This is a genomic window from Staphylococcus sp. 191, from assembly GCF_011174885.1.
GTDB classification, from domain to species: domain Bacteria; phylum Bacillota; class Bacilli; order Staphylococcales; family Staphylococcaceae; genus Staphylococcus; species Staphylococcus coagulans.
The window spans coordinates 1-25452 of record NZ_PNRJ01000024.1; the positions used below are offsets into that span (position 1 = coordinate 1).

At 35.7% G+C, this 25452-nt stretch carries 31 protein-coding genes and 2 pseudogenes; all 33 read left to right on the plus strand.

Translation table 11 applies throughout. The features are described from left to right. Positions 1 to 163: pseudogene (locus C1H58_RS11530) on the plus strand (dUTP pyrophosphatase); the annotation flags it as partial. A 36-nt stretch (positions 164 to 199) separates the two neighbouring features. Continuing rightward, positions 200 to 388 carry a DUF1381 domain-containing protein gene (locus C1H58_RS11535; protein WP_037542749.1) on the plus strand — a complete coding sequence of 63 codons (189 nt, stop codon included), beginning with the start codon at positions 200 to 202 and terminating at the stop codon, positions 386 to 388. A gap of 15 nt (positions 389 to 403) precedes the next feature. After that, positions 404 to 571: a transcriptional activator RinB gene (rinB, locus tag C1H58_RS11540; RefSeq protein ID WP_063282639.1), complete on the plus strand. Its 168-nt coding sequence runs from the start codon at positions 404 to 406 to the stop codon at positions 569 to 571. Beyond that, positions 571 to 714, plus strand: a complete 144-nt coding sequence (locus C1H58_RS11545; RefSeq protein WP_154800885.1) for a hypothetical protein — start codon at positions 571 to 573, stop codon at positions 712 to 714. Before rinB ends, C1H58_RS11545 begins: the two co-directional genes overlap by 1 nt. Beyond that, positions 715 to 1140, plus strand: a complete 426-nt coding sequence (locus C1H58_RS11550) for a sigma factor-like helix-turn-helix DNA-binding protein (RefSeq protein WP_041614789.1) — start codon at positions 715 to 717, stop codon at positions 1138 to 1140. A 279-nt stretch (positions 1141 to 1419) separates the two neighbouring features. Then, positions 1420 to 1767 (plus strand): hypothetical protein, encoded by a 348-nt coding sequence (locus C1H58_RS11555; protein WP_015728824.1) that lies wholly within the window; start codon positions 1420 to 1422, stop codon positions 1765 to 1767. Positions 1768 to 1850: 83 nt separating this feature from the next. Then, a complete protein-coding gene (locus C1H58_RS11560) occupies positions 1851 to 2345 on the plus strand; it encodes a terminase small subunit (RefSeq protein ID WP_165546255.1) in 495 nt (164 codons plus the stop codon). A 1-nt stretch (position 2346) separates the two neighbouring features. Then, positions 2347 to 3623: pseudogene (locus C1H58_RS11565) on the plus strand (PBSX family phage terminase large subunit). An 11-nt stretch (positions 3624 to 3634) separates the two neighbouring features. Next, a complete protein-coding gene (locus C1H58_RS11570; protein WP_165546256.1) occupies positions 3635 to 5080 on the plus strand; it encodes a phage portal protein in 1446 nt (481 codons plus the stop codon). After that, the gene (locus C1H58_RS11575; protein WP_140223633.1) at positions 5073 to 6422 is read left to right on the plus strand and encodes a minor capsid protein; all 1350 of its coding nucleotides are present in this window, start codon (positions 5073 to 5075) and stop codon (positions 6420 to 6422) included. The genes C1H58_RS11570 and C1H58_RS11575 overlap by 8 nt, the downstream gene beginning before the upstream one ends. Continuing rightward, entirely contained in the window at positions 6422 to 6616 is a 195-nt protein-coding gene (locus C1H58_RS11580) for a hypothetical protein (protein ID WP_037543592.1), read from the plus strand. Before C1H58_RS11575 ends, C1H58_RS11580 begins: the two co-directional genes overlap by 1 nt. A 152-nt stretch (positions 6617 to 6768) precedes the next feature. Next, entirely contained in the window at positions 6769 to 7377 is a 609-nt protein-coding gene (locus C1H58_RS11585; protein ID WP_165546257.1) for a DUF4355 domain-containing protein, read from the plus strand. An 18-nt stretch (positions 7378 to 7395) separates the two neighbouring features. Then, positions 7396 to 8307, plus strand: a complete 912-nt coding sequence (locus C1H58_RS11590; RefSeq protein ID WP_110179341.1) for a capsid protein — start codon at positions 7396 to 7398, stop codon at positions 8305 to 8307. 89 nt (positions 8308 to 8396) lie between these two features. Then, positions 8397 to 8846, plus strand: coding sequence for an Ig-like domain-containing protein (locus tag C1H58_RS11595; protein WP_060830214.1), 450 nt, complete (start codon positions 8397 to 8399; stop codon positions 8844 to 8846). Between the two features lie 11 nt (positions 8847 to 8857). Then, positions 8858 to 9190 (plus strand): phage head-tail connector protein, encoded by a 333-nt coding sequence (locus tag C1H58_RS11600; protein ID WP_015728833.1) that lies wholly within the window; start codon positions 8858 to 8860, stop codon positions 9188 to 9190. A 301-nt stretch (positions 9191 to 9491) separates the two neighbouring features. Further along, positions 9492 to 9842: an HK97-gp10 family putative phage morphogenesis protein gene (locus C1H58_RS11605; protein WP_015728834.1), complete on the plus strand. Its 351-nt coding sequence runs from the start codon at positions 9492 to 9494 to the stop codon at positions 9840 to 9842. Positions 9843 to 9853: 11 nt separating this feature from the next. Continuing rightward, complete coding sequence (locus C1H58_RS11610; RefSeq protein ID WP_063282647.1) at positions 9854 to 10249, plus strand: hypothetical protein; 396 nt, start codon at positions 9854 to 9856, stop codon at positions 10247 to 10249. A gap of 17 nt (positions 10250 to 10266) precedes the next feature. Continuing rightward, positions 10267 to 10920, plus strand: coding sequence for a phage major tail protein, TP901-1 family (locus C1H58_RS11615; RefSeq protein WP_015728836.1), 654 nt, complete (start codon positions 10267 to 10269; stop codon positions 10918 to 10920). A gap of 59 nt (positions 10921 to 10979) precedes the next feature. Further along, positions 10980 to 11360 carry a tail assembly chaperone gene (locus C1H58_RS11620; RefSeq protein WP_015728837.1) on the plus strand — a complete coding sequence of 127 codons (381 nt, stop codon included), beginning with the start codon at positions 10980 to 10982 and terminating at the stop codon, positions 11358 to 11360. A 29-nt stretch (positions 11361 to 11389) separates the two neighbouring features. Beyond that, entirely contained in the window at positions 11390 to 11740 is a 351-nt protein-coding gene (locus C1H58_RS11625; RefSeq protein ID WP_015728838.1) for a hypothetical protein, read from the plus strand. A 16-nt stretch (positions 11741 to 11756) separates the two neighbouring features. Further along, complete coding sequence (locus C1H58_RS12420) at positions 11757 to 12125, plus strand: hypothetical protein (protein ID WP_242680178.1); 369 nt, start codon at positions 11757 to 11759, stop codon at positions 12123 to 12125. A gap of 25 nt (positions 12126 to 12150) precedes the next feature. After that, on the plus strand, positions 12151 to 14952 hold the full coding sequence (locus tag C1H58_RS11630; protein WP_242680177.1) for a phage tail protein: 2802 nt from the start codon (positions 12151 to 12153) through the stop codon (positions 14950 to 14952). 12 nt (positions 14953 to 14964) lie between these two features. Next, the gene (locus C1H58_RS11635) at positions 14965 to 15897 is read left to right on the plus strand and encodes a phage tail family protein (RefSeq protein WP_015728840.1); all 933 of its coding nucleotides are present in this window, start codon (positions 14965 to 14967) and stop codon (positions 15895 to 15897) included. A 12-nt stretch (positions 15898 to 15909) separates the two neighbouring features. Continuing rightward, the gene (locus C1H58_RS11640; RefSeq protein WP_110161816.1) at positions 15910 to 17307 is read left to right on the plus strand and encodes a tail tube TT1 domain-containing protein; all 1398 of its coding nucleotides are present in this window, start codon (positions 15910 to 15912) and stop codon (positions 17305 to 17307) included. A 3-nt stretch (positions 17308 to 17310) separates the two neighbouring features. Beyond that, positions 17311 to 18003, plus strand: coding sequence for a hypothetical protein (locus tag C1H58_RS11645; RefSeq protein ID WP_103866906.1), 693 nt, complete (start codon positions 17311 to 17313; stop codon positions 18001 to 18003). 11 nt (positions 18004 to 18014) lie between these two features. After that, the gene (locus tag C1H58_RS11650; protein WP_100005010.1) at positions 18015 to 19058 is read left to right on the plus strand and encodes an SGNH/GDSL hydrolase family protein; all 1044 of its coding nucleotides are present in this window, start codon (positions 18015 to 18017) and stop codon (positions 19056 to 19058) included. A gap of 16 nt (positions 19059 to 19074) precedes the next feature. Beyond that, positions 19075 to 20346 carry a phage baseplate upper protein gene (locus C1H58_RS11655; protein ID WP_165546258.1) on the plus strand — a complete coding sequence of 424 codons (1272 nt, stop codon included), beginning with the start codon at positions 19075 to 19077 and terminating at the stop codon, positions 20344 to 20346. 32 nt (positions 20347 to 20378) lie between these two features. Beyond that, a complete protein-coding gene (locus C1H58_RS11660; protein WP_015728845.1) occupies positions 20379 to 20753 on the plus strand; it encodes a hypothetical protein in 375 nt (124 codons plus the stop codon). Positions 20754 to 20875: 122 nt separating this feature from the next. Next, entirely contained in the window at positions 20876 to 22765 is a 1890-nt protein-coding gene (locus C1H58_RS11665) for a glucosaminidase domain-containing protein (protein WP_165546259.1), read from the plus strand. Positions 22766 to 22782: 17 nt separating this feature from the next. Next, positions 22783 to 23037 (plus strand): phage holin, encoded by a 255-nt coding sequence (locus tag C1H58_RS11670; RefSeq protein ID WP_096536420.1) that lies wholly within the window; start codon positions 22783 to 22785, stop codon positions 23035 to 23037. Positions 23038 to 23049: 12 nt separating this feature from the next. Then, complete coding sequence (locus C1H58_RS11675) at positions 23050 to 23805, plus strand: CHAP domain-containing protein (RefSeq protein WP_165546260.1); 756 nt, start codon at positions 23050 to 23052, stop codon at positions 23803 to 23805. A gap of 226 nt (positions 23806 to 24031) precedes the next feature. Next, complete coding sequence (locus C1H58_RS11680) at positions 24032 to 24481, plus strand: Panacea domain-containing protein (protein WP_061713860.1); 450 nt, start codon at positions 24032 to 24034, stop codon at positions 24479 to 24481. Next, the gene (locus tag C1H58_RS11685; RefSeq protein WP_165546261.1) at positions 24482 to 24856 is read left to right on the plus strand and encodes an MAG6450 family protein; all 375 of its coding nucleotides are present in this window, start codon (positions 24482 to 24484) and stop codon (positions 24854 to 24856) included. It abuts the gene before it with no gap. Positions 24857 to 25452 lie beyond the last annotated feature (596 nt).

Genomic DNA, 25452 nt, shown 5'->3' on the forward strand with positions numbered 1-25452 from the left:
TAGTGATTTATATAAAGACTTCCCAGTGTATCAAATCAACAAAGGCGACAAACTCGCACAGTTATTGATTGTGCCTATCATTACGCCAGAGTTAGAGCAAGTGGAGGAGTTCGACAGTGAGTCAGCAAGAGGAGAAAAAGGGTTCGGGTCAAGTGGATTCTAAAGACATACTAACTAAAGTGAAAGAGGTGCTGAGGAAGTGACTCAATACTTAATCACTACATTTACAGACTCAACAGGTCAAACATTCACAGAAGCAACTAAAGCCAGAGAGAATCAGTCTTTTGAGGTTGTGGAAGCAGAAAGTAAAGAGGAAGCGATTAAGAAGTATGAGAGCCCTAAAGTTAAACAGCAAGTTATTGCATGCAATATGCCGGATTGGGCTTAATAAGGAGGAAACAGAATGATTAAACGAACAATCAACTTATTAATCACATTGGCGTTATATGAGTTAGGTACGTACCTAACGGAACAAGCAATCATCATACTAACAGCTAACGATGACGTAGACGCATTTAATGAATATGATCATATCGATTTAAACGATATACGTGCGGAGGTGAGTGGTTAATGGTGTGGTTGGTTATTATGCTTATCTTTGTATCGCTCTTACTCGTAGGTAGCATGATTGAAAATGCTAATTTGAAAGGTGATTTGAAAGCTAAAGGATATGAGGTTGAATTGTTGCGTGACAGAATCAAGGAGCGTGAGTAAATGATTGAATTGATTGAGATGTATAGAACTAATAAATTAGAAATAGAAAGTTTAAAACTTAGAAAAGACATTTGCAACGATGAAATAGAGAATTGGGGAGCGGTTAGCGTTAACGATAAGGCTAGATTAGGTAAAAAACACGACTTTTTATCACGTATCAAGCAAACAGATAATGTGGTCGATGAAATCAACGTGATCAATGAGAGGTTGCAAACTTTAAAAACAAGACAGAAAAAGATTATTGATGTTATTGATAAATTTGAGGGATTAGAACACAAGATACTGAAATTAAGGTTTATTGAAGGGTATAAGTTAGCAGACATTGCTGAGTCTCTAGGATACTCTGAACAGTACATTAAAAACAAACATTCTGAGCTGATGAAAAGAATAGAGTTTAAAACGTCACATAAAAGTAAGGTACTTTAACGTTATTTACGATATTGACGAATTACATTATATTAATAGTGTGCAGAAATGTACGACGATGATTCTTTCGGTTTTGTTGATTCCCATACTCCTTTATTGATATTAATTGAACGTTAAGGCGCCCTAGAGGCGTCTTTTGTGTGCTGATATGAGCTACATTGAATGTGGTTTATATGAGTGCATAACTCAAATAAAATACTCAAAACAAAATCATTAGGCGCTGTTACCCTTTGCAGCGTCTTTTTTGGTATAATTATCTTATAAAAAGGGGGTATTTCTATGTATCATGTATACATGATGGAAATTAATAAAAAAGAAGTACACATCAATACAGAAGTTAAAGTGGAATCTATAAACAGAGAAAAAGAGATAATAATGTATGTTTATAATGAAACACAAGAAAAATATGATTCACGTAAAAAGTTTTTCAACGAATTAAGACATAGCGAATTAGTTAGTTTTGTACTAAAAACACACGATGATGATGAAATTGATTTAAAAAAACTGATAATAGATAACGGGGCTTTAACTATAGACAAAATTCAAAAAGAAAATGAACATTTAATATTTAAAGTGATTATTAAAAAGAGTGATTTTAAACCGCGGAACTATTTTAAAAAATATTAGTATTATTTGCGTAGAGTGCTTTTACAAGTGCTCTTTTTTAATATATATATATGCAATTAGCTTGAGAGTTGGTGGTAAATGAGATGAACGAATTGAATAAACGACAAAGAACATTCGCAGAGGCTTATGCGATACCTGGTACAGAGTGCTATGGTAATGCTACTAAGTCGGCGATTAAAGCGGGGTACAGTGAAAAAACAGCATACTCGCAAGGGCAACGGATGTTGAAGAATGTTGAATTGTTGGATTACATCAAGGGGGTTGAGCAAAGACTCTTCGATGAAAATATAATGAGTGGTAAAGAAGTGTTGTATCGATTGACAAAAACAGCAAGAGCAGAACATACAGAAGTAGAGGCAGTTGTAACTAAGACTGGTGATTACAAAGAAAACCCTGACACCGGCAGAATGCAATTAGTTTATGACGAGGAAGTTCAATTGGTATCTAAGCCGCCGAAAATCAGCGACCAAAACAAAGCGCTCGAACTTTTGGGTAAGCATCACAAGTTGTTTATTGATAAGCAAGAAGTAGAACACAAACTACCGATGTTTGTCGAAAATATTCCGGAAGAGGATTAACATGCATAATGTAATTGATCTAAAGTCGAAAATCGGTGGCGGATACAACAAGTTTTGGAATAACAAAAATTTTTATCGTGTCGTTAAAGGTAGTCGAGGTAGCAAAAAAAGTAGAACGACAGCATTAAACTTCATCTATCGTCTTATGAAGTACGAATGGTCTAATTTGCTTGTGGTGAGACGTTTTAGTAATACAAATAAACAATCGACATATACAGATTTAAAGTGGGCAACTAATCAATTAGGGGTTGCTCACTTATTTAAATTTAACGAGAGTTTGCCCGAAATAACTTACAAACCAACAGGGCAAAAGATATTATTTAGGGGATTAGATGACCCTTTAAAAATCACATCTATTACGGTTGATGTGGGTATTCTTTGTTGGGCGTGGTTTGAGGAAGCATACCAAATAGAAAATTTTGACAAGTTTAGTACAGTAGTAGAATCGATACGAGGAAGTTTAGATGAACCTGAATTTTTCAAACAAATTACAGTTACTTTTAACCCTTGGAGCGAAAGACACTGGTTAAAACCAACATTTTTCGATGAAGATACACGATTGAAAAACGTATATAGCAACACTACAACTTTTAGAGTTAATGAATGGTTGGATAAAGTCGATGTAGATCGTTATGAAGATTTGTATCGAACTAATCCACGACGAGCGCGCATAGTGTGTGACGGTGAATGGGGAGTAGCTGAAGGTCTTGTATATGATAATTTCGTTGTTGAAGATTTCGATTGGTTTCAAATATACAAAAAGACTCAATTCAAAGTGCACGGTATTGACTATGGTTTTACGAATGATCCAACTGCATTAGTAAGTGCTGTTGTTGATTTGGATAACAAAATATTGTGGTTATATGACGAGCATTACGAAAAAGGCATGTTATCCGATGACATTTACAAAATGATTGTCAAAAAAGATTTGGAAACGGCAGAGATAAAATCAGAAAACGACATGCGAATGATAGCAGAGTTAAAAAATAAAGGTGTAAAAAGGATAGTACCTGCAGTTAAAGGCCCACATTCTATTATGCCAGGCATTCAATACGTTCAAGGTTTCAAGATATATATATACATCCTAGTTGTGTTCACACGATAGAGGAATTTAACACGTACACCTTTGAACAAGATAACGAGGGAAATTGGATAAACAAACCTATCGACAAGAACAACCATGCACTCGATGCGCTAAGATACGCGTTGTCTGATTTGATATTTAAGTCTAAGAAAAATGACAAAAATACATTACGCAAGATTAAAAGTATGTTTTAAGGAGGCTATCAATGACTGTATATACAATCAATAACATCAATACAAAGTTTTCACCTCTTGCAAACGATGATTTTGTTGTCAGCGATTTAGTAGAATTATTAAAAGAGGAAAACCTCAGAAACTTCATAAGCAGACATCAAGTTGAACAAGTACCACGTTTAGAAATGCTAGAAGCCTATTACTTGAACAGAAACACCGACATTCTAGCTGGTGAACGTCGATTGCAAAAATATGGGGACAAGGCTGACCACAGAGCAGTACATAATTACGCGAAGTACGTGTCACGTTTTATCGTTGGTTATCTCACAGGAAACCCTATAACAATTACACATCAGGACAATCAAACGAACGACAAAATCATTGAGCTGAACGATTTGAATGACGCTGATGAGGTTAACAGTGATTTAGCGTTGAATTTGTCTATTTATGGACGCGCTTATGAGATTGTATATCGTGATTTTGAAGATAAAGACACATTCAAAGTGTTAGATCCTAAAAGCACTTTTGTAGTATATGACCAAACGTTAGATAAAAAAGTCGTTGCAGGCGTGAGGTACTTTGAAAAGCAAGATAAGGACAAAGTACCAGTTCAGCATGTCGAAGTATATACGACAGATAAAATTTACTATATTGAAATTAAAGGTGGCACATATCATCGTGTAGAAGAAGTAGAACATTACTACAATGATGTGCCAATCATCGAATATCTAAATGACCAGTTTAAACAAGGTGACTTTGAGAATGTTATTACTTTAATTGATTTGTACGATAGTGCGCAGTCTGATACAGCTAACTACATGACTGATTTAAACGATGCTATGCTTGCCATTATCGGTAATGTAGATTTAGACGGAGAAGATGCAAAAGCGTTTAGAGACGCGAATATGATTCATTTACAGCCCGGTACAAACGCGAATGGCTCAGAAGGTAAGGTAGAAGTTAAGTATGTTTATAAGCAGTATGATGTTGCTGGCGTTGAAGCGTATAAGAAGCGATTGCAAAACGACATTCACAAGTATACAAATACGCCTGATTTGAATGACGAACAGTTTAGTGGTGTTCAATCCGGAGAAGCTATGAAATACAAGCTATTCGGTCTTGAACAAGTCAGAGCGATTAAAGAGCGATTGTTTAAAAAAGGATTGATGAAGCGGTATAAGTTGTTATTGAACAATGTTAATTTGACGGGATTAAAGCAACATAATTACGCAGATCTAACAATTACGTTTACGCCTAACTTACCAAAGTCTATGATGGAATCTATCAATGCGTTTAACGCGCTTAGTGGTGGTGTATCTGAAAGCACACGTTTGAGTTTGTTAGACTTTATCGATAATCCTAAAGAAGAACTCGATAAGATGCACGAAGAAGAAGCGCAACGAGAGAAGCAAGCGGATAAGCGAGGATATGGTGAAGCTTTTGAAAATCATGCGAATGTAGATGATTCTAATGGCTGATTCACTCGATTACTGGTTAGAGCGTGCGCAAAATACTATAAACAGTGAATTGATAGAAGATGCAAAGGCAGCGGCTGAATTACAACGTATAGTCACATTGATGTATGCTGAGATTGCAAAGGAACTACTTGCATTTTACGCTAAATACGCGACCGCTGAAGGTCTTACGATTGCCGAAGCTAAGAAGATCGTTGATGAATTTGATGTCGTCGCTTTTCAGAACAAAGCTAAAGTGTTGGTTAAAAACAAGGACTTTAGCAAAGAAGCAAATAAGCAACTTAAAAAGTACAATACTAAGATGTATGTATCGCGCGAAAAGTTGTTAAAACAGAATCTTGATTTGTTAGTGACCGAAACAAGCATCAAAGTAGAAAACCACATAGAAAAGTCGTTGGTTAAAGCTATTGATAGAGAAGTAGAGCGACAATCAGGCATTTTAGGTACTGACATCAATGTTACTGACAAGAAGATTAAGGCAGTTGTTAATAGTAACTTCAAAGGTGTTACATGGTCAGAACGCTTGTGGGACGATATGGATCTAGTGCGCAAGGAAGTCGAACGAGTTGCAACAAATGTTGTTAACAGAGGTCGACACCCGAACGAATACGTTGCTGACTTCAAAAAGAAAACAGGTGCTACAACACATGATGCTAAACGTTTACTTGTTACTGAATCAGCACGTGTGCAAACGGAAGCACAAAAGCTGTCATACCTTGAAACGCTCGGCGAAGATGGTGAATATGAATTTGTTGCGAAACGTGATGAAAAGACATCTAAAGTGTGTCGTCATCATGATAAGAAAGTATACAAAGTCAAGGACATGACACCAGGTGTTAACGCTCCTCCTATGCATCCACATTGTAGAAGTACGACGATACCACATATAGGTAACTGGCGTGATGATTTCTTTAAGAAGCGGAAGGGTAAGTATAAGTTAGACGAAGAGGAAACGACACAACTTTTAGCTAAAAAAGAAATGACGGATGCCATTGATAGTGGTAAAATAAAAGTTGAATTAAACCCTAATAAACAGAATAGACATCAGTTAGGTCATCAATTGTATGAAGATTATAAGAAAAAGAATTTACAAAAAGGTAAGGAAATACCTAGTTACACTATATTAGAAAATAAACAATTAGATTCGTTGTTATCACAAAAAATTGGGAAGGGTCGCTTATTAACTAAGCGTAACGGAGAATGGAAAAACAAGGAAGTCATTGATTTTGGTGAAATCATCGGAAATGACTATATGGATGGCGAATGGAAAGAAACGAAATTTGGAACTGTGCATTATTCAAAAACAGGAACGCACATCATACCAAACGGAAAGGAAGACAAATGATGAAGTTGTGGACTTATGTCGGCAAAAAGGTATCAATAGAATTTATTGACGGTCAGCGATTAACAGGAAAAGTTACGAACTATGATGACGAAATAGATAACGAAAGTGGAGAAGACTCTATTCACTTTGAATATGGCAATTCATTATATGATATCGATGAAAGCGAAATAAAATCAATTGAAATTTTAGATTAAGCACCTAACCGATAATAATGGTTGAGGTGCTATTTTTATACGCATTTTTAAGCTACTGTGCTGCAGTGGCTTTTTTTATTGCCCAAAACGTGCTCACGGCGTTAAAAGGTGCATGGATAGCAGTCGACAGACTTAAAATGGAGGTATATCTCATGGAAGAAAATAAACTTAAGTTTAATTTACAGTTCTTTTCGGAAGAGGAAGCGGACGACGAAGGTGCTAACAAAAATACTGAAAATGAAGAACAGAACAAAAAAGATGAAGTAACTTTCACAGCCGAGCAACAAAAGAAAGTCGATGAAATCATTGAACGTCGTGTGGCTCAAGAGAAGAAAAAAGCTGATGAGTATGCGAAAGAAAAGGCCGAAGAAGCTGCTAAATTAGCAAAAATGAACAAGGATCAAAAGGCCGAATATGAACGCGAAAAGCTAGAAGCAGAATTGAAGCAATTGCGCGCTGAAAAGGCTATGAATGAGATGCGTTCAGAAGCCCGTGTGATGTTCAAAAACAAGGAAATCGACGTAAGTGATGAGTTACTAGACATTGTTGTGTCTGATAGCGCTGAAACGACAAAAAACAACGTTTACAACCTTACAAAGATTCTTGATGAAATGGTTCAAAAGAAAGTGCAAGAAACATTACGACAAAATTCGCCTAAATCTTTCAGTAAGTCAGGATTGAGTCGGGATGAAATTCTTGCGATTAAAGACGATAGCGAACGACAAAGTGCTATCGCACAAAACATGCACTTATTCAACTAAAAACGGAGGTAAATTTTTATGGCAGCAGAAAACAATTTAATTAATGTGGAAGCATTAGGAAAGGCGAAGTCTATCGATTTTGCTAACAAATTAGGTGTGGGATTAAACAAGTTATTTGAAGCATTAGCGATTCAAAATAAAATCCCTATGAATGTAGGTTCAGCGCTTAAACAATATCGATTCAAAGTAGAAGATTCTGAAAAACCAAACGGAGATGTAGCAGAAGGTGACGTAATTCCGTTAACAAAAGTGATGCGTGAACAAGTGGATATTACTGAATTACAGTTTGCTAAATATCGTAAATCAACATCGGCAGAAGCAATTCAAGCGCACGGTTATGATTTAGCTATTAATCAAACTGACAACGAGATGATTAAGTATGTTCAGAAAAAATTCCGTGCTAAATTTTTCGGAACGCTAAAATCAGCAATTGAAAATGAAAAACGTACAAACAAAGCGAAATTAAGCGCTAAAAACTTACAAGGTGCTTTATCTAAAGGACGTGCAAACTTGTCTGTGTTATTAGACGACGAGATTACACCTATCGCTTTCGTAAACCCCAATGATACTGCTGAATATTTAGCAAACGGCTTTATTAACTCAACAGGTGCGCAATTCGGTGTGAACCTCTTAACACCTTATGTAGGCGTTAAGATTGTAGAGTTTGCAGACGTGCCACAAGGCGAAGTGTGGATGACAGTGGCTGAAAACTTAAACGTGGCATATGCTAATCCACGCGGTGAGTTAGCACGTGCATTTGCTTTTTCAACTGATGCGACTGGTTTCGTTGGTGTGTTACATGACATTCAACCACAACGTTTAACATCAGACACTATTTATGCATCCGCTATCTCAATGTTCCCAGAAAACATCGACGCGGTTATTAAAGTAACTATCAAAGCAGACGAAGTGAGTAATTTACCCTCGTAAACCCCAAAAAATCGAAATCACACCGAACGCAAAATCGGTAAATATTTCGGTTGAATAGGGGATTTCAAAATTGAGTAGGAGGTATTTAAATGACCAGAAAACTAAAGTTATACAGCAATGATGAAGTTGTTGCATCTGCAGAGGGAGATGGACGTGTTAACGTAAGTCTTTCAGGCTTAGAGCCTGCAACAACTTATCCTAAAGGTAAATACAAAGTTGCTTTTGAGGAAAATGGTAAAGAATCAGAAAAAGTTGATGTACCTGAATTTACTACAAATTCAATTCTAATCACAAGCATTAGTTTTGTTCCTGAAAGTAAAACGATTAGCAATGGTACAAATGAACAATTAGAACCTAATATATCGCCATCCACAGCAACTGATAAATCGTTAAGTTATGCATCTAATGCACCTGAAACCGTATCTGTTGATGAAAACACAGGAGTGATTAATGCATTACAAACTGGTGAAGCGGTAATTACAGCGACGACAAAAGATGGTAGTAATAAAACAGCACAAATCACTATTACAGTTGAATAGTGGTGATTAAGATGAGTTACTTAGACGACGTTAAAAGTCGTATAGGATTGAATGATAGCGAGCAAGATAAACAGCTAAATTCTATCATCGACAATGTTGCTGCTGAATTGTTATCGAGATTGCCGGTAGACACAATTAGCATTCCTGACAGGTTACGATTTATAGTCGTTGAAGTTTCAACAAAACGGTACAATCGTATCGGTGCAGAAGGTATGTCTACAGATTCGCAAGACGGTCGTAGTAATAGTTTTGAGCGTAATGATTTTGAAGAATATCAAGGTATTATTGATGCTTTGTATCCTAAGCTTGATTCAAGTGAGCGAGGGAGCGTGAATTTCTATTGAGGTATTCAGAACGAGTCGACCTTGTCGTTGAAGAGCGAAGTAAATATAATCCTTTGACCAAAAAGAAAGAAGCCAGTTACAAAACATATACAAAAATACCGTGTAATGTTAATAGATTGTCGAGAGAGCGTACTCAGCTCGAATTTGGCGAAATGGCTAAAGATGTATCGGTAGTGCGTTTGCCTAAACAATTAAAATTCGAACCAACACACGTCTTGTTAAAAGGCAGAAAATACAAAGTCATGGATATCCGTGTGTACGATCATAGCACTTCACTTTTTATAAGCGAGGTGCTTTTTTAATGCAATCTAGAGGGTTTAAGGGTTTAATGAGTCACCTAGAAGAAATGTACGATGACATAGATGATGATGTTGATGAGATTCTAAAAAACAATGCTATTGAAGGTATTGGAATTGCAGTATCTAATGCTAAAAAAGTGATGAATAAGGGTTATTGGACTGGTAATCTAGCTAGGTCAATAGAAGTAAAAAAAGTGGGAGAACTACACTATCGTGTTATTTCTACCGCCCATTACAGCGGCTTCCTTGAATTTGGTACACGATACATGGAAGCGGCACCATTTATGTTTCCAACTTATCAAACATTGAAAAAATCAACGCTTGAAGATTTAAGACGGTTGTTGAATGGTTAGCGAGGTGTTACATGTTAAAATCCACAGCGCAACAAGCTTTGTTTGACTATATTTATTCTGCTTTAGAGGGATACGGATTTGATGTTATTGATTTTAAAGAATTGAACACTCAAATCTCATATCCCTTTTTTGTTGTTAGAAATGTAGATATAAACAAAACTAAGTACAATATGGATAATTTCGGCGGTGAATTAACCGCCACAATTGACTTTTGGACTTATGCAGACGATAGAGGACGACATGACAGTATTGTGTATTCGGTCGATACTGAGTTCTCTAATATCGATAGCGTAGAAGGTTATCAACTAATGATTGATGACATGGATATTAAGACATTAAATGATGTAGAAAATAGCGATAGGCAACTACTACACACAGTGTTTATCGCTAATTACAAATTATTTTAAATAGGAGGTCATAATGAATGGCTAAAAAAGACAGTAAAGACAGATTGTTTTTATTCCGAATTGCCGGTCAAAAAGTGGATGCTAAAAAGATGATGTTTTTAACTGAGTATAGTGTGTCACTTGAAGCGGATTCTGAAAATGAAGATACGATGGATGATTCTTATTCGACTGGTGGATCACTTGAAAATACCATCTCGGCTACAGCTAAAATGGACTATCGTGACAGTTTTGCTGATGAAGTTGAGGATGCAGTACGTGATGGTATCATTTATGAAGCGTGGGAAATTGAAAGCAAAGTAGAAGGTAAAGGCGAAAACGAAGGTAAGTTCAAAGCGAAATATTATCAAGGTAAATTCAAGAAGTTTGAGTCTAAAGGAGAAGTCAAAGGCGTTGACGAATACGAAACAGAATTTAATGTTTTCGGTAAATATCAACGTGGATTTGCGACAATTCCTGAAACGATTAAAACGAAACTTGAACTCGCAGGATATCGATTCCACAACACGACTAAAGACGACCCTGCAACAGAAATTACGCAAAACATTCCACAACCTACAGTCGATACTGAGGATATGGAAGATTCAAGTGGCGACATGGTGTCAGGCGTTGCTAAACCAACGAATGTGCAAGCGGTACCTAACGCGAAATCAGTTAGCATCTCTGCGGAATAATTAACGGGCTTAATTGCCCGTTTTTTTGTACTTAAATTTAAATTATGGAGGCTTTTTAAATGGTTACAGTAAAAAATGGAAAACACGAATTAGAATTGAAGTTTGGATTAGGTCAATTAACATCTATCGATAAAGCATTAGGATTGAATGTTGAAAAGGTTAATCTAGGCGAGGGCTTATCAATGCTAATCCCTAAGTTAGAAAGCGGAAACATTATTGGCTTAGCTAAAATTGTTAATGCTGCAACGTTAGGGCAAAAAGGACGTCCGAAAACAGATGAAGAGCTTGAAGAAGTATTAATCAATGCGCGTGATGAATATGGTTCGTTCAAGAAGTTCGGTCAAGCTATCATTGATGTTTTGGGGGAGCGACCATTGACCCGCGACCTAGTACAGGATCACCTGAAAGACGAAGAAGCGGAGACAGTGATGGAAGAATAATAACATACAGCAGAATTGTAATCGCGTGCATGTCAGATTTAAAAATGACCAGTTTAAAACAAATCAATGAAATGACTTTGACTGAGTTTAACTATCGCATGTATGCATTACGATTTGATGTTTTGAAAGAAGAATATGAGCGTTACAAGTTAGCGTTTGCGATACGTGATGCAGCTGCAACAAAGAATGAAGGGACCGAAAAGGAACCGAAAGAAGTATACAGGTTCAAAAGTCCAAATGACATATTGGATTATGAGGTTAATTACAATCGATTGCTTGATGGTAAAGAGATTGTGTTTACAGATGAACTTGAAGAAGTGGAACCTGAAAATAACAATTTCTTCAAAGCCATAGCAGAGATTAACAACAGTATTAAATAGCGAGGAGGTGCAATGATTGTCTAACAAAGATTATACTGTTTCAGCGGATTTAAAAGCGAATACAGGTAAGTTTAAAAAAGCTATCAAAACGGCTATTCAAACGTTACAACGGTATGAAAAAACAATAGCTAGGATTAAAGATGTTGAATTGAAAGCTGATGACAAGCTAATTAAAGAAAAAGTTAAACAAGCGGAATTAGCTTTGGAAAGAATTGACGGCAAAAAAGCAAATGCCACAATAGACGCAAGCACAAAAATAGCTGAAACTAAACTAAAAAATTATGAAAAAGCCTTACAATTTTTAGATAATAAATCAGTTAAAACAGCTATCGATTTGCAAGATAGACTTTTTGTAACTAAATTCAATAAAACAAATTTTAGATAATAAATCAGTTAAAACAGCTATCGATTTGCAAGATAGACTTTTTGTAACTAAATTCAATAAAACAAAAGCTGAAATTAATAAATTGGACGGTAAAACAGTCAATACAGAATTAGAAGTTAAAAACAGTGTTGCTAATAACAAGATTAGACTATTTAAAGCGTTGCTACGAAGCATACCGAATCGAAGAAAAGTTCGAGTCGATGTAGATGGAAAAGGTTCAAAAAATCCTTTTTCTAAAATGTTAGATTACCTCAACAAACAAAGTGATGAATTCGTAGCGCATATGGATCGTATCGCTAAATCAATCCGAACATTTGGGACTATTGGCGCTAATATGATTAAAGGCACGTTGTTGTCATCGTTTAGTGCGTTGATTCCAATAATTGCAAGCTTAGTGCCAGCGATTATGGCGGTTGGTAACGCTTTGGCTGTTGTCGGTGGCGGTGCTATCGGTTTAGCGGGCTCTTTTGCTATTGCAGGGGCTGGCGTAGTTGGATTTGGTGCGATGGCTATATCTGCAATTAAAATGCTTGAAGCTGGAACATTGCAAGCAAGTGCTGCAACTTATGCATACAAGCGTAGTCTTGAAGGTGTAACAAGTGAGTGGCAGAAAATCATTAGATTGAATGCTGATTTGATTTTTGGTGCTTTATCATCAGCTTTGAATGGTGTACAAACCACTTTAAAAAACTTAACTCCATTTTTAAAAGGTGTTTCAGAAGCTGTAAATTCTAGCGCGCAAAGTTTTGAGAAATGGGTGACATCATCTAGTACAGCTAAAAAAGCTTTTGAATCTATGAATACGTCAGGTGTTAAAGTCTTTTCAAGTTTATTGAGTGCAGCAGGCCGTTTTGCTGATGGGTTCGTTAATATACTAACGCAATTTACGCCACTTTTTGAGTTTGTAGCAAACGGATTGAATAACATGGGTGCATCATTCCAAAAATGGGCAAACAAAGTCTCAACCCAAAATGGTATTCAAAAATTTATCGATTATGTGAAAGTGAATTTACCGATTATAGGTAAAATTTTCGGCGATACATTTATAGGTATCTTTAATCTATTCAAAGCATTTGGTTCAAATTCTCAATCTATATTTGAATCGCTAGCACAAATGGCTAGTAGATTTAGAACGTGGTCTGAAAAAATTGCTCAATCAGATGGATTTAAAAAGTTTATTGATTATGTACAACAAAATGGCCCGACAATTATGAGCTTGATTGGCAACATCATAATGGTGTTGGTCAATTTTGGTACAGCAATGGCACCTATAGCGAGCGTTGTACTAAATGTTGTTACTGCGATAACCGGTTTTGTTGCAAAGTTATTTGAAACTCACCCTATCGTTGCTCAAATCATAGGCTTAGCCATTACTTTTGCCGGTGTCTTAATGACTTGGTATCCTGTTTTATCGGGTATTGTTAAGTTTTTAGGTCCTTTAATATCAAAATTAGGTTTCTTAAGAGCGGTATTACCATTAATAGGTAAAGCTTTTTCTTTATTAAGCGGTCCTATTGGTTTAGTAGCGAGGTTATTACCGTTACTTGGCGCTGCAATCGGGTTTTTAACTTCTCCAATCGGATTAGTTATCGGTGCAATTATCGCATTAATTGCGATTTTCGTTATTTTGTGGAACAAAAACGAGGCATTTAGAAATTTCATCATCAATTTATGGAATTCAATTAAAGATTTCTTTATAAATCTGTGGACAACTTTAGCAACGATAGCATCTGTTTTATGGCAATTATTACTTACAACAATCGTGAATATTGTTATAAGTATACAAACGTGGTTAACAACAACATGGCAAAATATACTAACGTTTTTATCAACTTTATGGAATACGTTAATCGTGATTGCAACAACAATTTGGAATTTGCTTGTGACTGTTATTGTAACTGTTATCACTACGATACTAACCGTTCAACAAACGATATGGAATTCAATTTTAAGTTTTTTACAAACGATATGGAACACCGTTGTTTCGGTAGCAACAACTGTTTGGAACACATTAGTAACTGTTATCACAACTGTTTTAAATGCTATAAATTCATTTGTAACAACAATTTGGAATGCTATATACAGTTTCTTCGCTTCAATTTTAAGTAGAATCTCATCTACTGTAAGTCAAAAATTTAGTGAAGTTTATAGATGGATTTCAACAAAAATTCAACAAGCGTATAGCATTTTAAGCTCTATTTTATCGAACATGTGGTCGGTCGTATCAAGTAAATTCAGTCAAATTGTGTCTACTGTAATTTCAAAAATGGTAGAATTTTACAATGCCATTAAACAAAAAGTACAGGATTCGCTTAATGCGGTAGTCAATTTTGTTGGTGAATTTATGGACGCCGGTAGGAATCTCATAATGGGATTAGTTAACGGAGTGAAAAATGCAGCAGGTGCCTTAATTGACGCGGTAACTGGCGCAGTTAGTGGTGCTATTGATAAAGCGAAATCTTTATTAGGTATCAAATCGCCTTCACGTGTCTTTAAGCAGATTGGTGTGTACACAATGCAAGGTTTAGGAATTGGTGTTGATCAAGAGGGACAAAATGCAGTTGGTAGCGTTGTCGACGTCGCTAGACAATTAACGAAAGCGTTTAATCCAGTTTTAAGTTTGCCTAGCATATCTGATGCTACAAGTGGTTTAAATGGATTATCAGGATTAAGTGCAAACCTCACAACACAAATCCAACACACACATTCGTTTGAAACTAGCCCTAGAATGAAAACGGTAAGAATTGAAATGAGATTAGACAATGATGCAATTTACGGCATTGTTAACGATAAACAGGCAGAAAAACATTCAATCTTTGAAATGTAGGAGGTATCATAAATGGACATTAAAATCACGAAACTAGATGGTACTTCCTACCATTTAGAAGATTATAAAATGATTGTTAAAGACGTAATTGTAGAAAGTATAGAAATGAAAGATGATTATCAAGATTACGAAGGCATGCACGGCAGGCATCTTGTAAGTAGTTTGTATCATTCACGTAAAATACATGTACCCGTGTTCTTTGTGGCTGATGACAATCTAGATTACGCAATACAACGTAATTTGCTGTATGAGCTAGTACAAGATGAAAAGCCGTTTTATATTCAAGAATTGCGTAGACACGACAAAGTAAACTATAAATTTAAAAACACTTTGGCAACTGATTATCAACAAGTAGATGATCATGGTATACCTATTTTTGACGATGATAATCTTCAAGTGAACGCTAAAAGGTATCTCGTTAAACTGTCTAATGTGTTGACACCAGAACAAAAAAACAACATCGGTAATGTATCACTAGAATTTGTTACGACACATTTGCCGTTTGCTGAATCAGTTGAAACAAGTTTAGATTTGCACAAGCAACTAATCAATGGCTTTTGGGCGTCTGATGATGACATCGATTTTGATGACACTGCAAAACAAACGTATATTTTTAATAATGTTAAAGCGGGTCAAGTTTACTATCACGGTACAGTCCCTAACAAGCAATTTAACATGTACAAAAAGGTCAGAATAACAATAGGTAAAGCGACAAACGATTTTCAGTGGTCACTTTCAGGAAGTGACTTAATGCGTGTGAGTGGCGTTGAATTTAAGTCTGGTGATGTTTTAGAATATGACGGTTTAAGAATCACTAAAAACGGTCGCTCGGTTGTTAATGAATCTAATATTGCGTTACCGGTCTTCTTGCCTGGCTTTAACGAATTTAGATTTAACCAAAATGTAAAAAAAGCCGAATTTGATATGCGATTTTATAGTAAGTAGGTAGATAAAGAGATGATTAAATTACGTAATATATTAGGCGAAGCATATTTTCTGCAAGTACCAACAGAACTCACAGAGCGTATAAGTGGTGAAAGTCAGTTGACATTTAGCTTTTCAGAAAACGAAAGTAACAGAGAAATTGTAAATACGATTTCTAAAAAATGGCAAGTCACTAATGTTGGTGGTCAAAATGATGACAAAATCTATACGGTTGCTTTAGTTTCTAAAGAATCAAACTCATTAACAACAAGGGTAACTGTGCATTGCAAAGAAAAACAAATTGACGATTTAAAAGCAAAACGCATATACGACAATTTGACTGGTAGCTTTACCGCTGAACGTTTCTTTTCAACTGTTTTTAAAGGGACGGGATATAAATACAAATTAGATGCTAAAGTTAAAGCATTAAAATTTGAAAATGCGGGCGATGGTGACACTGTACTTGAGACCTTTCAAAAAGGTCTAGAACGCTATAATCTTGAATTTAAATACGTTCCAAAGACAAAAACATTTATCTTAACTAAAAAGGTCTTTCAAAAAGCAGACTATTTTATCGAAAACGGTACTAACGCTTTGAATTTTAAGTTAGAAGAAGATTCTTCTGAGTTTTATACTTACATTCGTGGTTACGGCAACTTTGATGATAATGTGAAATTTCAAGAAGCATCAATGCAACTTATCTACCAACATCCATTAGCCGATGATATAGGTATTTATGAAGCGCCCGCAATTATTGACGGCAGAATTAAAGATGAAGAGCTTTTACGTAACAAGATGATTAATACTGTTGATAACTCATTAAAAACATCTTTGACATTAGACTTTATCACATTACAAGAAGAATATGCTGAAGCGGTTCCTGTCGTGGGTGACCTAGTACCAGTCAAAGACGATATTATTGATGTTTTTGACTTTGTTAGAATCGTAGAAGTACAAACTAAACGAGACATCAACAATAAGATTTTTGAACAAAATGCCACGCTTGGTGATTATAAAAAGCAGGATAGGTACAATTCGAAAGTCAGCAATAGCGTTAGTCTTGCGAATAGTATCAGTGGCAGTTCTACAGAGATCAGAGAAGCAAAAGATAAAATAAAAGGATTTGTGTCAGCAGCTAACAATGTGTTAGACATGGGTAACGCGTTAAGAGCTGATTCGAAAGGTATAAAGTCGGTAAATAAATTGTTGAATACTGTCTTTACACCTGACAAAGGCATAACCATCAGTAATGATGGTGGAAAGACTTTTGTCACTGCGCTTGACGGTGATGGCATAAATGTTGATATTGTACCTGTCGCCACGACAAAGAAAAACGGTTTGATGTCAAAAGATGACAAAATAAAATTAGATAATTTGAATGGTGTAGGCTCAAATGGACTTGGGTCTATTTTTTATAAGGAAGTGAAGTAATAAATGGCTGAAATTACTAAGGCTAGAACATTAACTTACGATGGTGAAGAGGTTTATGCTAGATCACACATTGATGTTGTTGACGGTTTAGATAAATCAAAGTTATTAACTGACGAGCAAAAACGAAAACTAGAAAACTTTAATGCGGATGCAATTGATGTTGCAACGACATCGAAAAATGGTTTGATGTCCGCGCAAGACAAAACAAAATTGGATAGTTTAAAACAGTTTGACCCTGATACACTCACAAATGCGACTACTCAAAAAGCGGGCTTAATGTCCGCTGAAGATAAGCGTCGCCTTGATGAGTTGAAAACAAATTCAAACGCTTACGATAAAGGGTTATCAAATGCAACTGCATCCAGTTCAGTTATTGCAGCAAACATCAACAAATGGCCAAACGCAACTCAAACTGTAAATTTAAGTAAAAAAGTGAGCGAATGCCAAAATGGCATTGTGTTGGTATGGCGTTCTGACACTGAAGATGATAACTACCATTATCAATATGTACCTAAGTACCACGTTTCAGCACATAGCACAACAAAAATTTTGCATTTAATCCCTACAAACTCAGCAAATGAGTTTTGTACAAAAACGGTTATTGTAAAAGATAACTCGATAACAGGTACAGTTGACAATCATAACAGAGCAACAAACGCTAATAAAGTACGATTGCATGAAATTTTAGAATATTAGGAGGTTTGAAAATGAAGTTAAAGTTATCAAACGTGTTTCGTGATTTCAAAAAAGATGTCGAAAGTAATTTTAAAGAAATTGATAAGTTACTGACTGAGTTACTCGACATCAAAAGTAAAACAAGTAATAAGTATTTAGACAGTTTAATTGATACGCTTTTTACTAAACGATATGATCAACTGCAAAAAGAAATCAGAGCGATTGTTTTACCTGAAATGTCACCTCTTGCTATTACAGAGGATTATGAAAAGAGTTTAAGTGATTTAAAAGGGGAGCGACATACATCACTCAAATCACGATTAGATGCAGATTTAAATCAAATTAAAAGTCAATCTCAAAAGACTGCTAATGATGATAGATTTATCGTGACTGAAAACGGTACAATCTTTGCTGATTTTGTTAAAAAGTCAAAGACAATCAAAAGTGTTAAAAAAATTGGGATTATCGGCGATTCTGTTGCAAAAGGTAGTAAATCAAATAAAAACTTTGGTAAATACCTGTCTGAAAAGTTAGGTGCTACTGTACAGAATGAAGCGGTAAGCGGTGCGACTATGTCAACAGTCAAGGCTAATTCCATTTATGAACAAGCTTCAAAAATCAGAAATAAGGATTTAGTTATCATTCAAGGTACTGATGACGATTGGTTATACAACGGCTCGTCAGGTGTTCAAATTGGAACAAGTAAAACAAATGAAAAAACGTTTTACGGTGCGTTTTGTAAAACAGTTGAATTGATTAAATCTAACAATCCTAAAGCTAAGATTCTTGTGATGACTGCAACGCGTCAATTGCCGGTTAATGGCACGACAATTAGACGTAAAGACACCGATAAGAATAGTCTAGGGCTTGATTTAGAAGCGTATGTAAATGCGCAAGTGCTTGCGTGTTCAGAACTTAATGTACCGGTTTATGATGCATACCACACAGACTTATTAGATCCATATAATCCTGCTTTCAGAGTTAAAAACATGGTCGATGGATTGCACCCGAACGAGCTCGGACACGAAGTAATTACACATGAACTGTTAAAAAATTACTACTATTTTTACGGATAAGAAAGAAGGTTAAATAATGGCAAATCAAGACTTATTTTACGATATTACTAAGCAAGGTACCTCACAAGAAAAGCAACAATACTTAGTCACGCGTGTTGGTGACGGCGGACTTAAAACTGTAACAATCACAGTGTGGTCGAATGGTACACCTTACAATCTTCATGGTCTTACACCTGTTTTCGAAGGCGTTAAACCAGATGGCGAAAAAATTATCGACACACGCGGTGCTATCGTATTAGATCCTGTCAATGGTGTATTTCGATACACATTCCCACATCAAGCAAGCACAGCGGAAGGCGAATATAGACAAGCCTTTTTTAAACTGAAACGTGGAGAGCAAACGGATTCGACGCTAGAAGTTAAAATTAACGTACTAAAAAATATGGTTGAATTTGGTATCAATTCCGAATCATATTTTACAGAGTATCAGCAAAAAATTGCTGAATTAGAGGAAAAAATCAATACGTATTTAGAAGAATTGAAAACAAAAGCAGCAGGTACAGAAGCTCAAGTTGAAGCGAACGCAACTTTAGCAAAAGCGTTAAAACAGCAACTAGATTTGATTCAATCCATCGCGAATGAGCGTGAATTACTGACAAAAGGTGAATTTAACGAGGCGCTCAATACTGTTAATAATAATGTTGATGCAATTAGTTCAAAAATCGATACTTTAAAACGAGAAACTACTGAAGAATTAGAGCGTATTAAAGATGAAGTGACTGGAGTTAAAACGGGTGTGCTTGATGATGTTGCTAATATTACAAAATCGGGTGTGTACTACTTTAACAGTACAACGCAAAACGTACCGACGCGTAATTCTAACAATGCAAATGGTTATATTGAAGCTGTAATGAAAGACGCGAACAACGGTATGATGACTATGCTCGGTGCAGGCTATTCTATCGAAAAATATAAAGGCAAATTGCATGGGCGTTGGGTATCGTCTGTACCGGTTAAGTTATGGTCAGGTAAGCTGACTAAAGGACAAACCGCAACATTGAACGGTAATTGTCATGATTTTGGTAAATTGATGGTTGAAGTAGCATATACAACTAATAGATTTGCGGTTGAGTGGGTAAATATTCCTAACAACGGTAGCACTATTTATATGAATAACATCGGAATGCGTAGTTCTGATGGCGGATATAAAAATGGTCATTTGGATGAAGTTGTAATCCAAATTAAAGATGATACGCACATCCTTTTAAAAGAGACTTTGAAAGCAACTGGAGATGAAAAAGCGGTCGATTCGGACGCGTATATTTCTGCTATCTACGGCATTTATTAAGATTGCTCGAAATCTATTAAGGCGGTGTTTGTTTGGATGAGATAAAGAAAATTAAACAAGAAATTGCTGATTTGACTGAACGTGTTGATAGTATAGAACAGACAGCAAACGAAGCGGCCTCACATGTTGTTAGTCTGCGAAAGGAATACAGGAATGGTCATCAAGAATTACAAGAATCACACAAAGAACTCAAAGACAAACAAGAAAAAGTTGTTAATGAAAACTTTGAACAAACTAAAATTTTGAATCGTATTGAAGAGCGCTATCAAACGCAAGTCGAAGTTGCTCAAAACAACGAAGGTAAGACGCTAGCTTTGAATAAGTGGCTCGTTGGTGCTATTTGGGCGTTGGTAACAATCGTTATGATTGTTGTTATTACAGCGTCTATCAATGCGTTAATCCCTTAAGGAGGTGTTTATATGAGTTGGGCTAATTGGCTAGCATGTTACTTATATGGACGCAAATGTAAATAATTTTTGTAAGTCGACACTTTATGTGTCGGCTTATTTTTTGAAAGTGAAGTGATGTCATGGCGCTGCCTAAAACGGGTAAACTAACGGCAAAACAGGTGGCTGATTGGGCGATAAGTTTAATTGGTAGTGGTGTTGATGTTGATGGTTATTACGGTCGCCAGTGTTGGGATTTACCGAACTATATTTTTAATCGTTATTGGGGTTTTAAGACACCAGGTAACGCGCGTGATATGGCGTGGTATCGCTATCCAGCGGGTTTTAAAATTTATAGAAAAACATCTAGCTTTATTCCTAAACCAGGTGACATAGCTATATGGACAGGTGGTAACTACAATTGGAATACTTGGGGTCACACGGGTATTGTTGTCGGCCCATCAACCAAAGACTATTTTTATAGTGTAGATCAAAACTGGAATAACGCTAACTCATACGTCGGTAGTCCTGCAGCAAAGATAAAGCATAGTTATTTTGGTGTAACTCATTTTGTTAGACCTGCATACAAATCGGAACCTAAGCCTACACCTATACCACCAGAAAATAAGCCTATACCGAAAGACCCTGAGCCGACAAAGAAACCCGAATCAAACAAACCAATATATAAAGTAGTGACAAAAATCTTGTTTACTACTGCGCGTATAGAGCTAGTAAAAGCAAATCGCTTTGTACACTACATCACCAAATCAGATAACCACAATAATAAACCTAATAAAATTGTTATCAAAAACGCAAACACAGCATTGTCTACAAATGACATTTACAAGTATCGAGAAGATTTAAACGAAGATGAAATTCCTCACTTTTTCGTCGATAGATTAAATGTGTGGGCGTGTAGACCTATTGAGGAAAGCGTACAAGGTTATAACAATGCAATAGTTTTATCCATTACAGAAGCGAGAACTGCAGTGAGTGATAATTTTAAGATGAACGAAATCGAATGCTTATCGTTAGCTAAGCTATTATTAGAGGCTAACGGTAAAAAGATGAACACAAGCTCTATTGTTATCGATAAAAGCTCTTGGAGAACGTTCAAATTGCACACTGGTAAAGATTCTTTGAAGTCTAGTAGTTTTACTTCTAAAGACTATCAAAAGGCTGTCAACGAGCTGATTAAGCTATTTAACGACAAAGATAAGTTATTGAACAATAAACCAAAAGACGTCGTAGAAAAAATAAGGATTAGAACAGTTGTTAAAGAAAATACAAAATTTGTGCCTAGTGAGTTAAAACCTAGCAATAACATTAAGGACAAGCAAGACAGTAAAATTGATAGAATCATTAGCAATTACAGCTTAAAACAAGCTTTAGATATTCAATTTAGACTTAATCCGAAGCCCCAAACTTCAAATGGTGTAACTTGGTATACAGCTAGTTTAAATCAAGCTAGGGCAGCGATGGACACTAACAAAATCTTTAACAACAACGTACAAGTTTATCAGTTTTTGAAGCTGAATCAATATCAAGGAATTTCAGTTGATAAGTTAAACAAGTTGCTTGTAGGTAAAGGGACTTTACAGAATCAAGGTCAAGCGTTTGCTGATGGTTGTAAAAAGTACGGCGTTAATGAAATCTATCTGATTGCACACGCATTTTTAGAAAGTGCTAATGGTACATCATTCTTTGCGAGTGGTAGAACCGGTGTATATAACTATTTCGGCATAGGTGCTTTTGACAACAATACAAATAACGCAATGGAATTCGCACGCAGTCATGGATGGACATCACCTGCTAAAGCGATTATTGGTGGTGCCGAATTTGTTGGAAAAGGATATTTCGATGTAGGTCAAAATACTTTGTATCGTATGCGTTGGAATCCGAAGAAACCAGGTACACATCAATATGCGACTGATATTAGTTGGGCGAAAGTTCAAGCAAAAATGATTAGTGCAATGTATAAAGAAATAGGATTAAAAGGCGAATATTTTATATATGATCAATACAAAAAATAATTTACGGAGGTATTCAAATGATTAACTGGAAAATTAGAATAAAGCAAAAAACCTTTTGGGTGGCGATGTTATCAGCCATCTTTTTATTTGCGCAAAGTATTGCTAAAGTTTTTGGATACGACATTCAAGTTTATACAGAACAATTGACAGATACGTTAAACAGTGTTTTGGGGGTTCTAGTTTTAATGGGTGTTATTCAAGACCCAACGACACAAGGTGTTAGCGACAGTCATCAAGCACTTGATTACGAAGAACCTAGACAAAAATATTGAGAGGTGAAAGACATGAAAACATATAGTGAAGCAAGAAGTCGTTTACGATGGTATGTGGGAAGATATATTGATTTTGATGGTTACTGGGCATACCAGTGCATGGACTTAGCTGTTGATTACATTTATTGGTTGTTAGGCATTCGAATGTGGGGTAACGCTAAAGATGCGATTAACAACGACTTTAAAAATATGGCTACAATCTATGAAAATACACTTTCATTCGTCCCACAAGTAGGCGACGTGGCGGTGTTTAGAAAAGGTATTTATAAGCAATACGGTCACATTGGCATCGTATACAACAGTGGTAACACAAATCAATTTTTGATTTTAGAACAGAATTTCGATGGCAACGCAAATACGGCTGCAAAGTTAAGATGGGATAATTATTATGGTTGTACGCATTTTATACGCCCTCATTACAAAAGAGAGAATACCACTTCTAAAATCGCTAATAAAATCAGTCCACCATCACATAAAGCGGCTGGAAATGCAGATAGTAAGATTGTCAGTGGAAGTAGAGCGCCTTATAACCTCAAATGGTCAAAAGGTGCTTATTTTAATGCGAAAGTGGATGGCCTAGGTGCTACATCAGCAACTCGTTACGGTGATAACCGTGCTAATTATCAATTTAATGTAGGACAAGCCGAATACGTACCAGGCACATTAATTTATGTATTCGAGATTATCGACGGTTGGTGTCGCATCTATTGGAATAATCATAACGAATGGATCTGGCATGAAAGACTAATCGTTAAAGAAGTATTCTGATGACAAAAAATAAAAATATGATACACTATGTATATCCACGACATGAAAGGGTAGCTTATACGGCTACCCTGTTTTTTTGTGTTATAATACATATAGATTACTGGTAACCAATCCGGCTTTATTTACCACTACCTATACTAGTTAAGGGTGGTTATTTTTCATGAGTTTAAAAATTTTACAAAAGTACCAATTTATAATGTATAATTAAATTAAAGGAGGGGTTAGGATGATTAGTATAAATGAAGTAGCCAAGTATTTTATCGAAAATGGTGAAGATATTACTCCAAAAAAATTACAAAAACTTTCTTATTATGCTGAAGCGTGGTGCAATGCGTTATTAAATGAAAGGTTAATCGAGGATACTCACTTTGAAGCATGGGTTCATGGACCAGTTTCACCTGATCTTTATCAGCAATATAAGAAATATGGTTGGAACGAAATAGATAAACCAGAGGTAAATGTCGAATATAGTTTTTCAGATAAAGAAAAAGAAATTTTAGATTCTGTTATAGAAACGTATGGACACTTGAGTGGGAATGAATTAGAAGCACTTACTCATGAAGAAACACCGTGGCTAAACCAACGAAAAGGTTTAGGCGAGACCGAGACGTCTAATAATATTATCAAGTTTGAGGATATGCAAAGTTATTATTCTTCAATTTATTTAGGTGACTAAATGAAACTTACTAACGTTGAGAAAACACACACAGCTAAGGGAATAAAATTAGCTAATTATAAAGCAAGAAAATTTAAAATTGCATTAGGGACAGAATTAGAAAACAATTTTTGCTTTAAAACAAAGAAACCCAAAAAAGTGACAGATGGTTTGCATAAATTCTTAGAGTATACAGTGTATAAAGATTTAAGTATAACAGAAGTAGATAAACTATATTTGAGGACAAAAGGGCCAATAAAAGAGAAATACTCCCAATTAGAAATCTTGCATTACGGTTTTGATAATTCACAGTTTAGATTATTTGGTTTTTATGACAATAATGCATATTTTAATATCATTAAAATTGACACAGATCATAAGACCCACAGGTCATAATAACACTCTCCAACTAGAGTTGGGTTCTATAAAACAATCATTTAATAACCTAAAATTAAATCTTAATAGGCGCATTTATATTTTATGTTATAATATAAACAAATAGCGGTACACATCTGCGGAGTGTACTTTAGGTCAACTGTTACTGACGGTTACCTATTTAACCACCACACCTTCACGGTGTGGTATTTTTTTATGGAAACACCCCACCTATTGCAGGCGGGGTGATACCGTTTTTGATACCATTTTAGTTTAAAACAGAAAAATACAGAAAATCTAACTTCCTGAAAACCTCATTAAATCAACGTTTTTGATTTTAAAAAATGTCAAAAAAACACAATTTAAATCGAAATGGAAGGCTCTATTGGATAGAGTTCCTCTTCGTTAAAATGGTATTTACTGATTAAGGGGCTGGAACATAGGGTTTCAGTTTCAAGCAAAACACCACAAAAATCTTTTGAAATGATTTTTGTGGTGTTTTTTCATTTGAATTTCACTTGAAATTAGCACTTACCGTGCTAATTTTCTTATGTTTAGTGCCATAAGGGCAATTCCAATTTCACATTCGACTTTGGTTTGGGTGCGTACGGATAATC

Bases quoted from the DNA above. Each gene is read 5' to 3' on its own strand.
- rinB (WP_063282639.1), top strand. From the start codon at position 404: ATGATTAAACGAACAATCAACTTATTAATCACATTGGCGTTATATGAG.
- C1H58_RS11545 (WP_154800885.1), top strand. From the start codon at position 571: ATGGTGTGGTTGGTTATTATGCTTATCTTTGTATCGCTCTTACTCGTA.
- C1H58_RS11550 (WP_041614789.1), top strand. From the start codon at position 715: ATGATTGAATTGATTGAGATGTATAGAACTAATAAATTAGAAATAGAA.
- C1H58_RS11555 (WP_015728824.1), top strand. From the start codon at position 1,420: ATGTATCATGTATACATGATGGAAATTAATAAAAAAGAAGTACACATC.
- C1H58_RS11560 (WP_165546255.1), top strand. From the start codon at position 1,851: ATGAACGAATTGAATAAACGACAAAGAACATTCGCAGAGGCTTATGCG.
- C1H58_RS11570 (WP_165546256.1), top strand. From the start codon at position 3,635: ATGACTGTATATACAATCAATAACATCAATACAAAGTTTTCACCTCTT.
- C1H58_RS11575 (WP_140223633.1), top strand. From the start codon at position 5,073: ATGGCTGATTCACTCGATTACTGGTTAGAGCGTGCGCAAAATACTATA.
- C1H58_RS11580 (WP_037543592.1), top strand. From the start codon at position 6,422: ATGAAGTTGTGGACTTATGTCGGCAAAAAGGTATCAATAGAATTTATT.
- C1H58_RS11585 (WP_165546257.1), top strand. From the start codon at position 6,769: ATGGAAGAAAATAAACTTAAGTTTAATTTACAGTTCTTTTCGGAAGAG.
- C1H58_RS11590 (WP_110179341.1), top strand. From the start codon at position 7,396: ATGGCAGCAGAAAACAATTTAATTAATGTGGAAGCATTAGGAAAGGCG.
- C1H58_RS11595 (WP_060830214.1), top strand. From the start codon at position 8,397: ATGACCAGAAAACTAAAGTTATACAGCAATGATGAAGTTGTTGCATCT.
- C1H58_RS11600 (WP_015728833.1), top strand. From the start codon at position 8,858: ATGAGTTACTTAGACGACGTTAAAAGTCGTATAGGATTGAATGATAGC.
- C1H58_RS11605 (WP_015728834.1), top strand. From the start codon at position 9,492: ATGCAATCTAGAGGGTTTAAGGGTTTAATGAGTCACCTAGAAGAAATG.
- C1H58_RS11610 (WP_063282647.1), top strand. From the start codon at position 9,854: ATGTTAAAATCCACAGCGCAACAAGCTTTGTTTGACTATATTTATTCT.
- C1H58_RS11615 (WP_015728836.1), top strand. From the start codon at position 10,267: ATGGCTAAAAAAGACAGTAAAGACAGATTGTTTTTATTCCGAATTGCC.
- C1H58_RS11620 (WP_015728837.1), top strand. From the start codon at position 10,980: ATGGTTACAGTAAAAAATGGAAAACACGAATTAGAATTGAAGTTTGGA.
- C1H58_RS11625 (WP_015728838.1), top strand. From the start codon at position 11,390: ATGTCAGATTTAAAAATGACCAGTTTAAAACAAATCAATGAAATGACT.
- C1H58_RS11635 (WP_015728840.1), top strand. From the start codon at position 14,965: ATGGACATTAAAATCACGAAACTAGATGGTACTTCCTACCATTTAGAA.
- C1H58_RS11640 (WP_110161816.1), top strand. From the start codon at position 15,910: ATGATTAAATTACGTAATATATTAGGCGAAGCATATTTTCTGCAAGTA.
- C1H58_RS11645 (WP_103866906.1), top strand. From the start codon at position 17,311: ATGGCTGAAATTACTAAGGCTAGAACATTAACTTACGATGGTGAAGAG.
- C1H58_RS11650 (WP_100005010.1), top strand. From the start codon at position 18,015: ATGAAGTTAAAGTTATCAAACGTGTTTCGTGATTTCAAAAAAGATGTC.
- C1H58_RS11655 (WP_165546258.1), top strand. From the start codon at position 19,075: ATGGCAAATCAAGACTTATTTTACGATATTACTAAGCAAGGTACCTCA.
- C1H58_RS11665 (WP_165546259.1), top strand. From the start codon at position 20,876: ATGGCGCTGCCTAAAACGGGTAAACTAACGGCAAAACAGGTGGCTGAT.
- C1H58_RS11670 (WP_096536420.1), top strand. From the start codon at position 22,783: ATGATTAACTGGAAAATTAGAATAAAGCAAAAAACCTTTTGGGTGGCG.
- C1H58_RS11675 (WP_165546260.1), top strand. From the start codon at position 23,050: ATGAAAACATATAGTGAAGCAAGAAGTCGTTTACGATGGTATGTGGGA.
- C1H58_RS11680 (WP_061713860.1), top strand. From the start codon at position 24,032: ATGATTAGTATAAATGAAGTAGCCAAGTATTTTATCGAAAATGGTGAA.
- C1H58_RS11685 (WP_165546261.1), top strand. From the start codon at position 24,482: ATGAAACTTACTAACGTTGAGAAAACACACACAGCTAAGGGAATAAAA.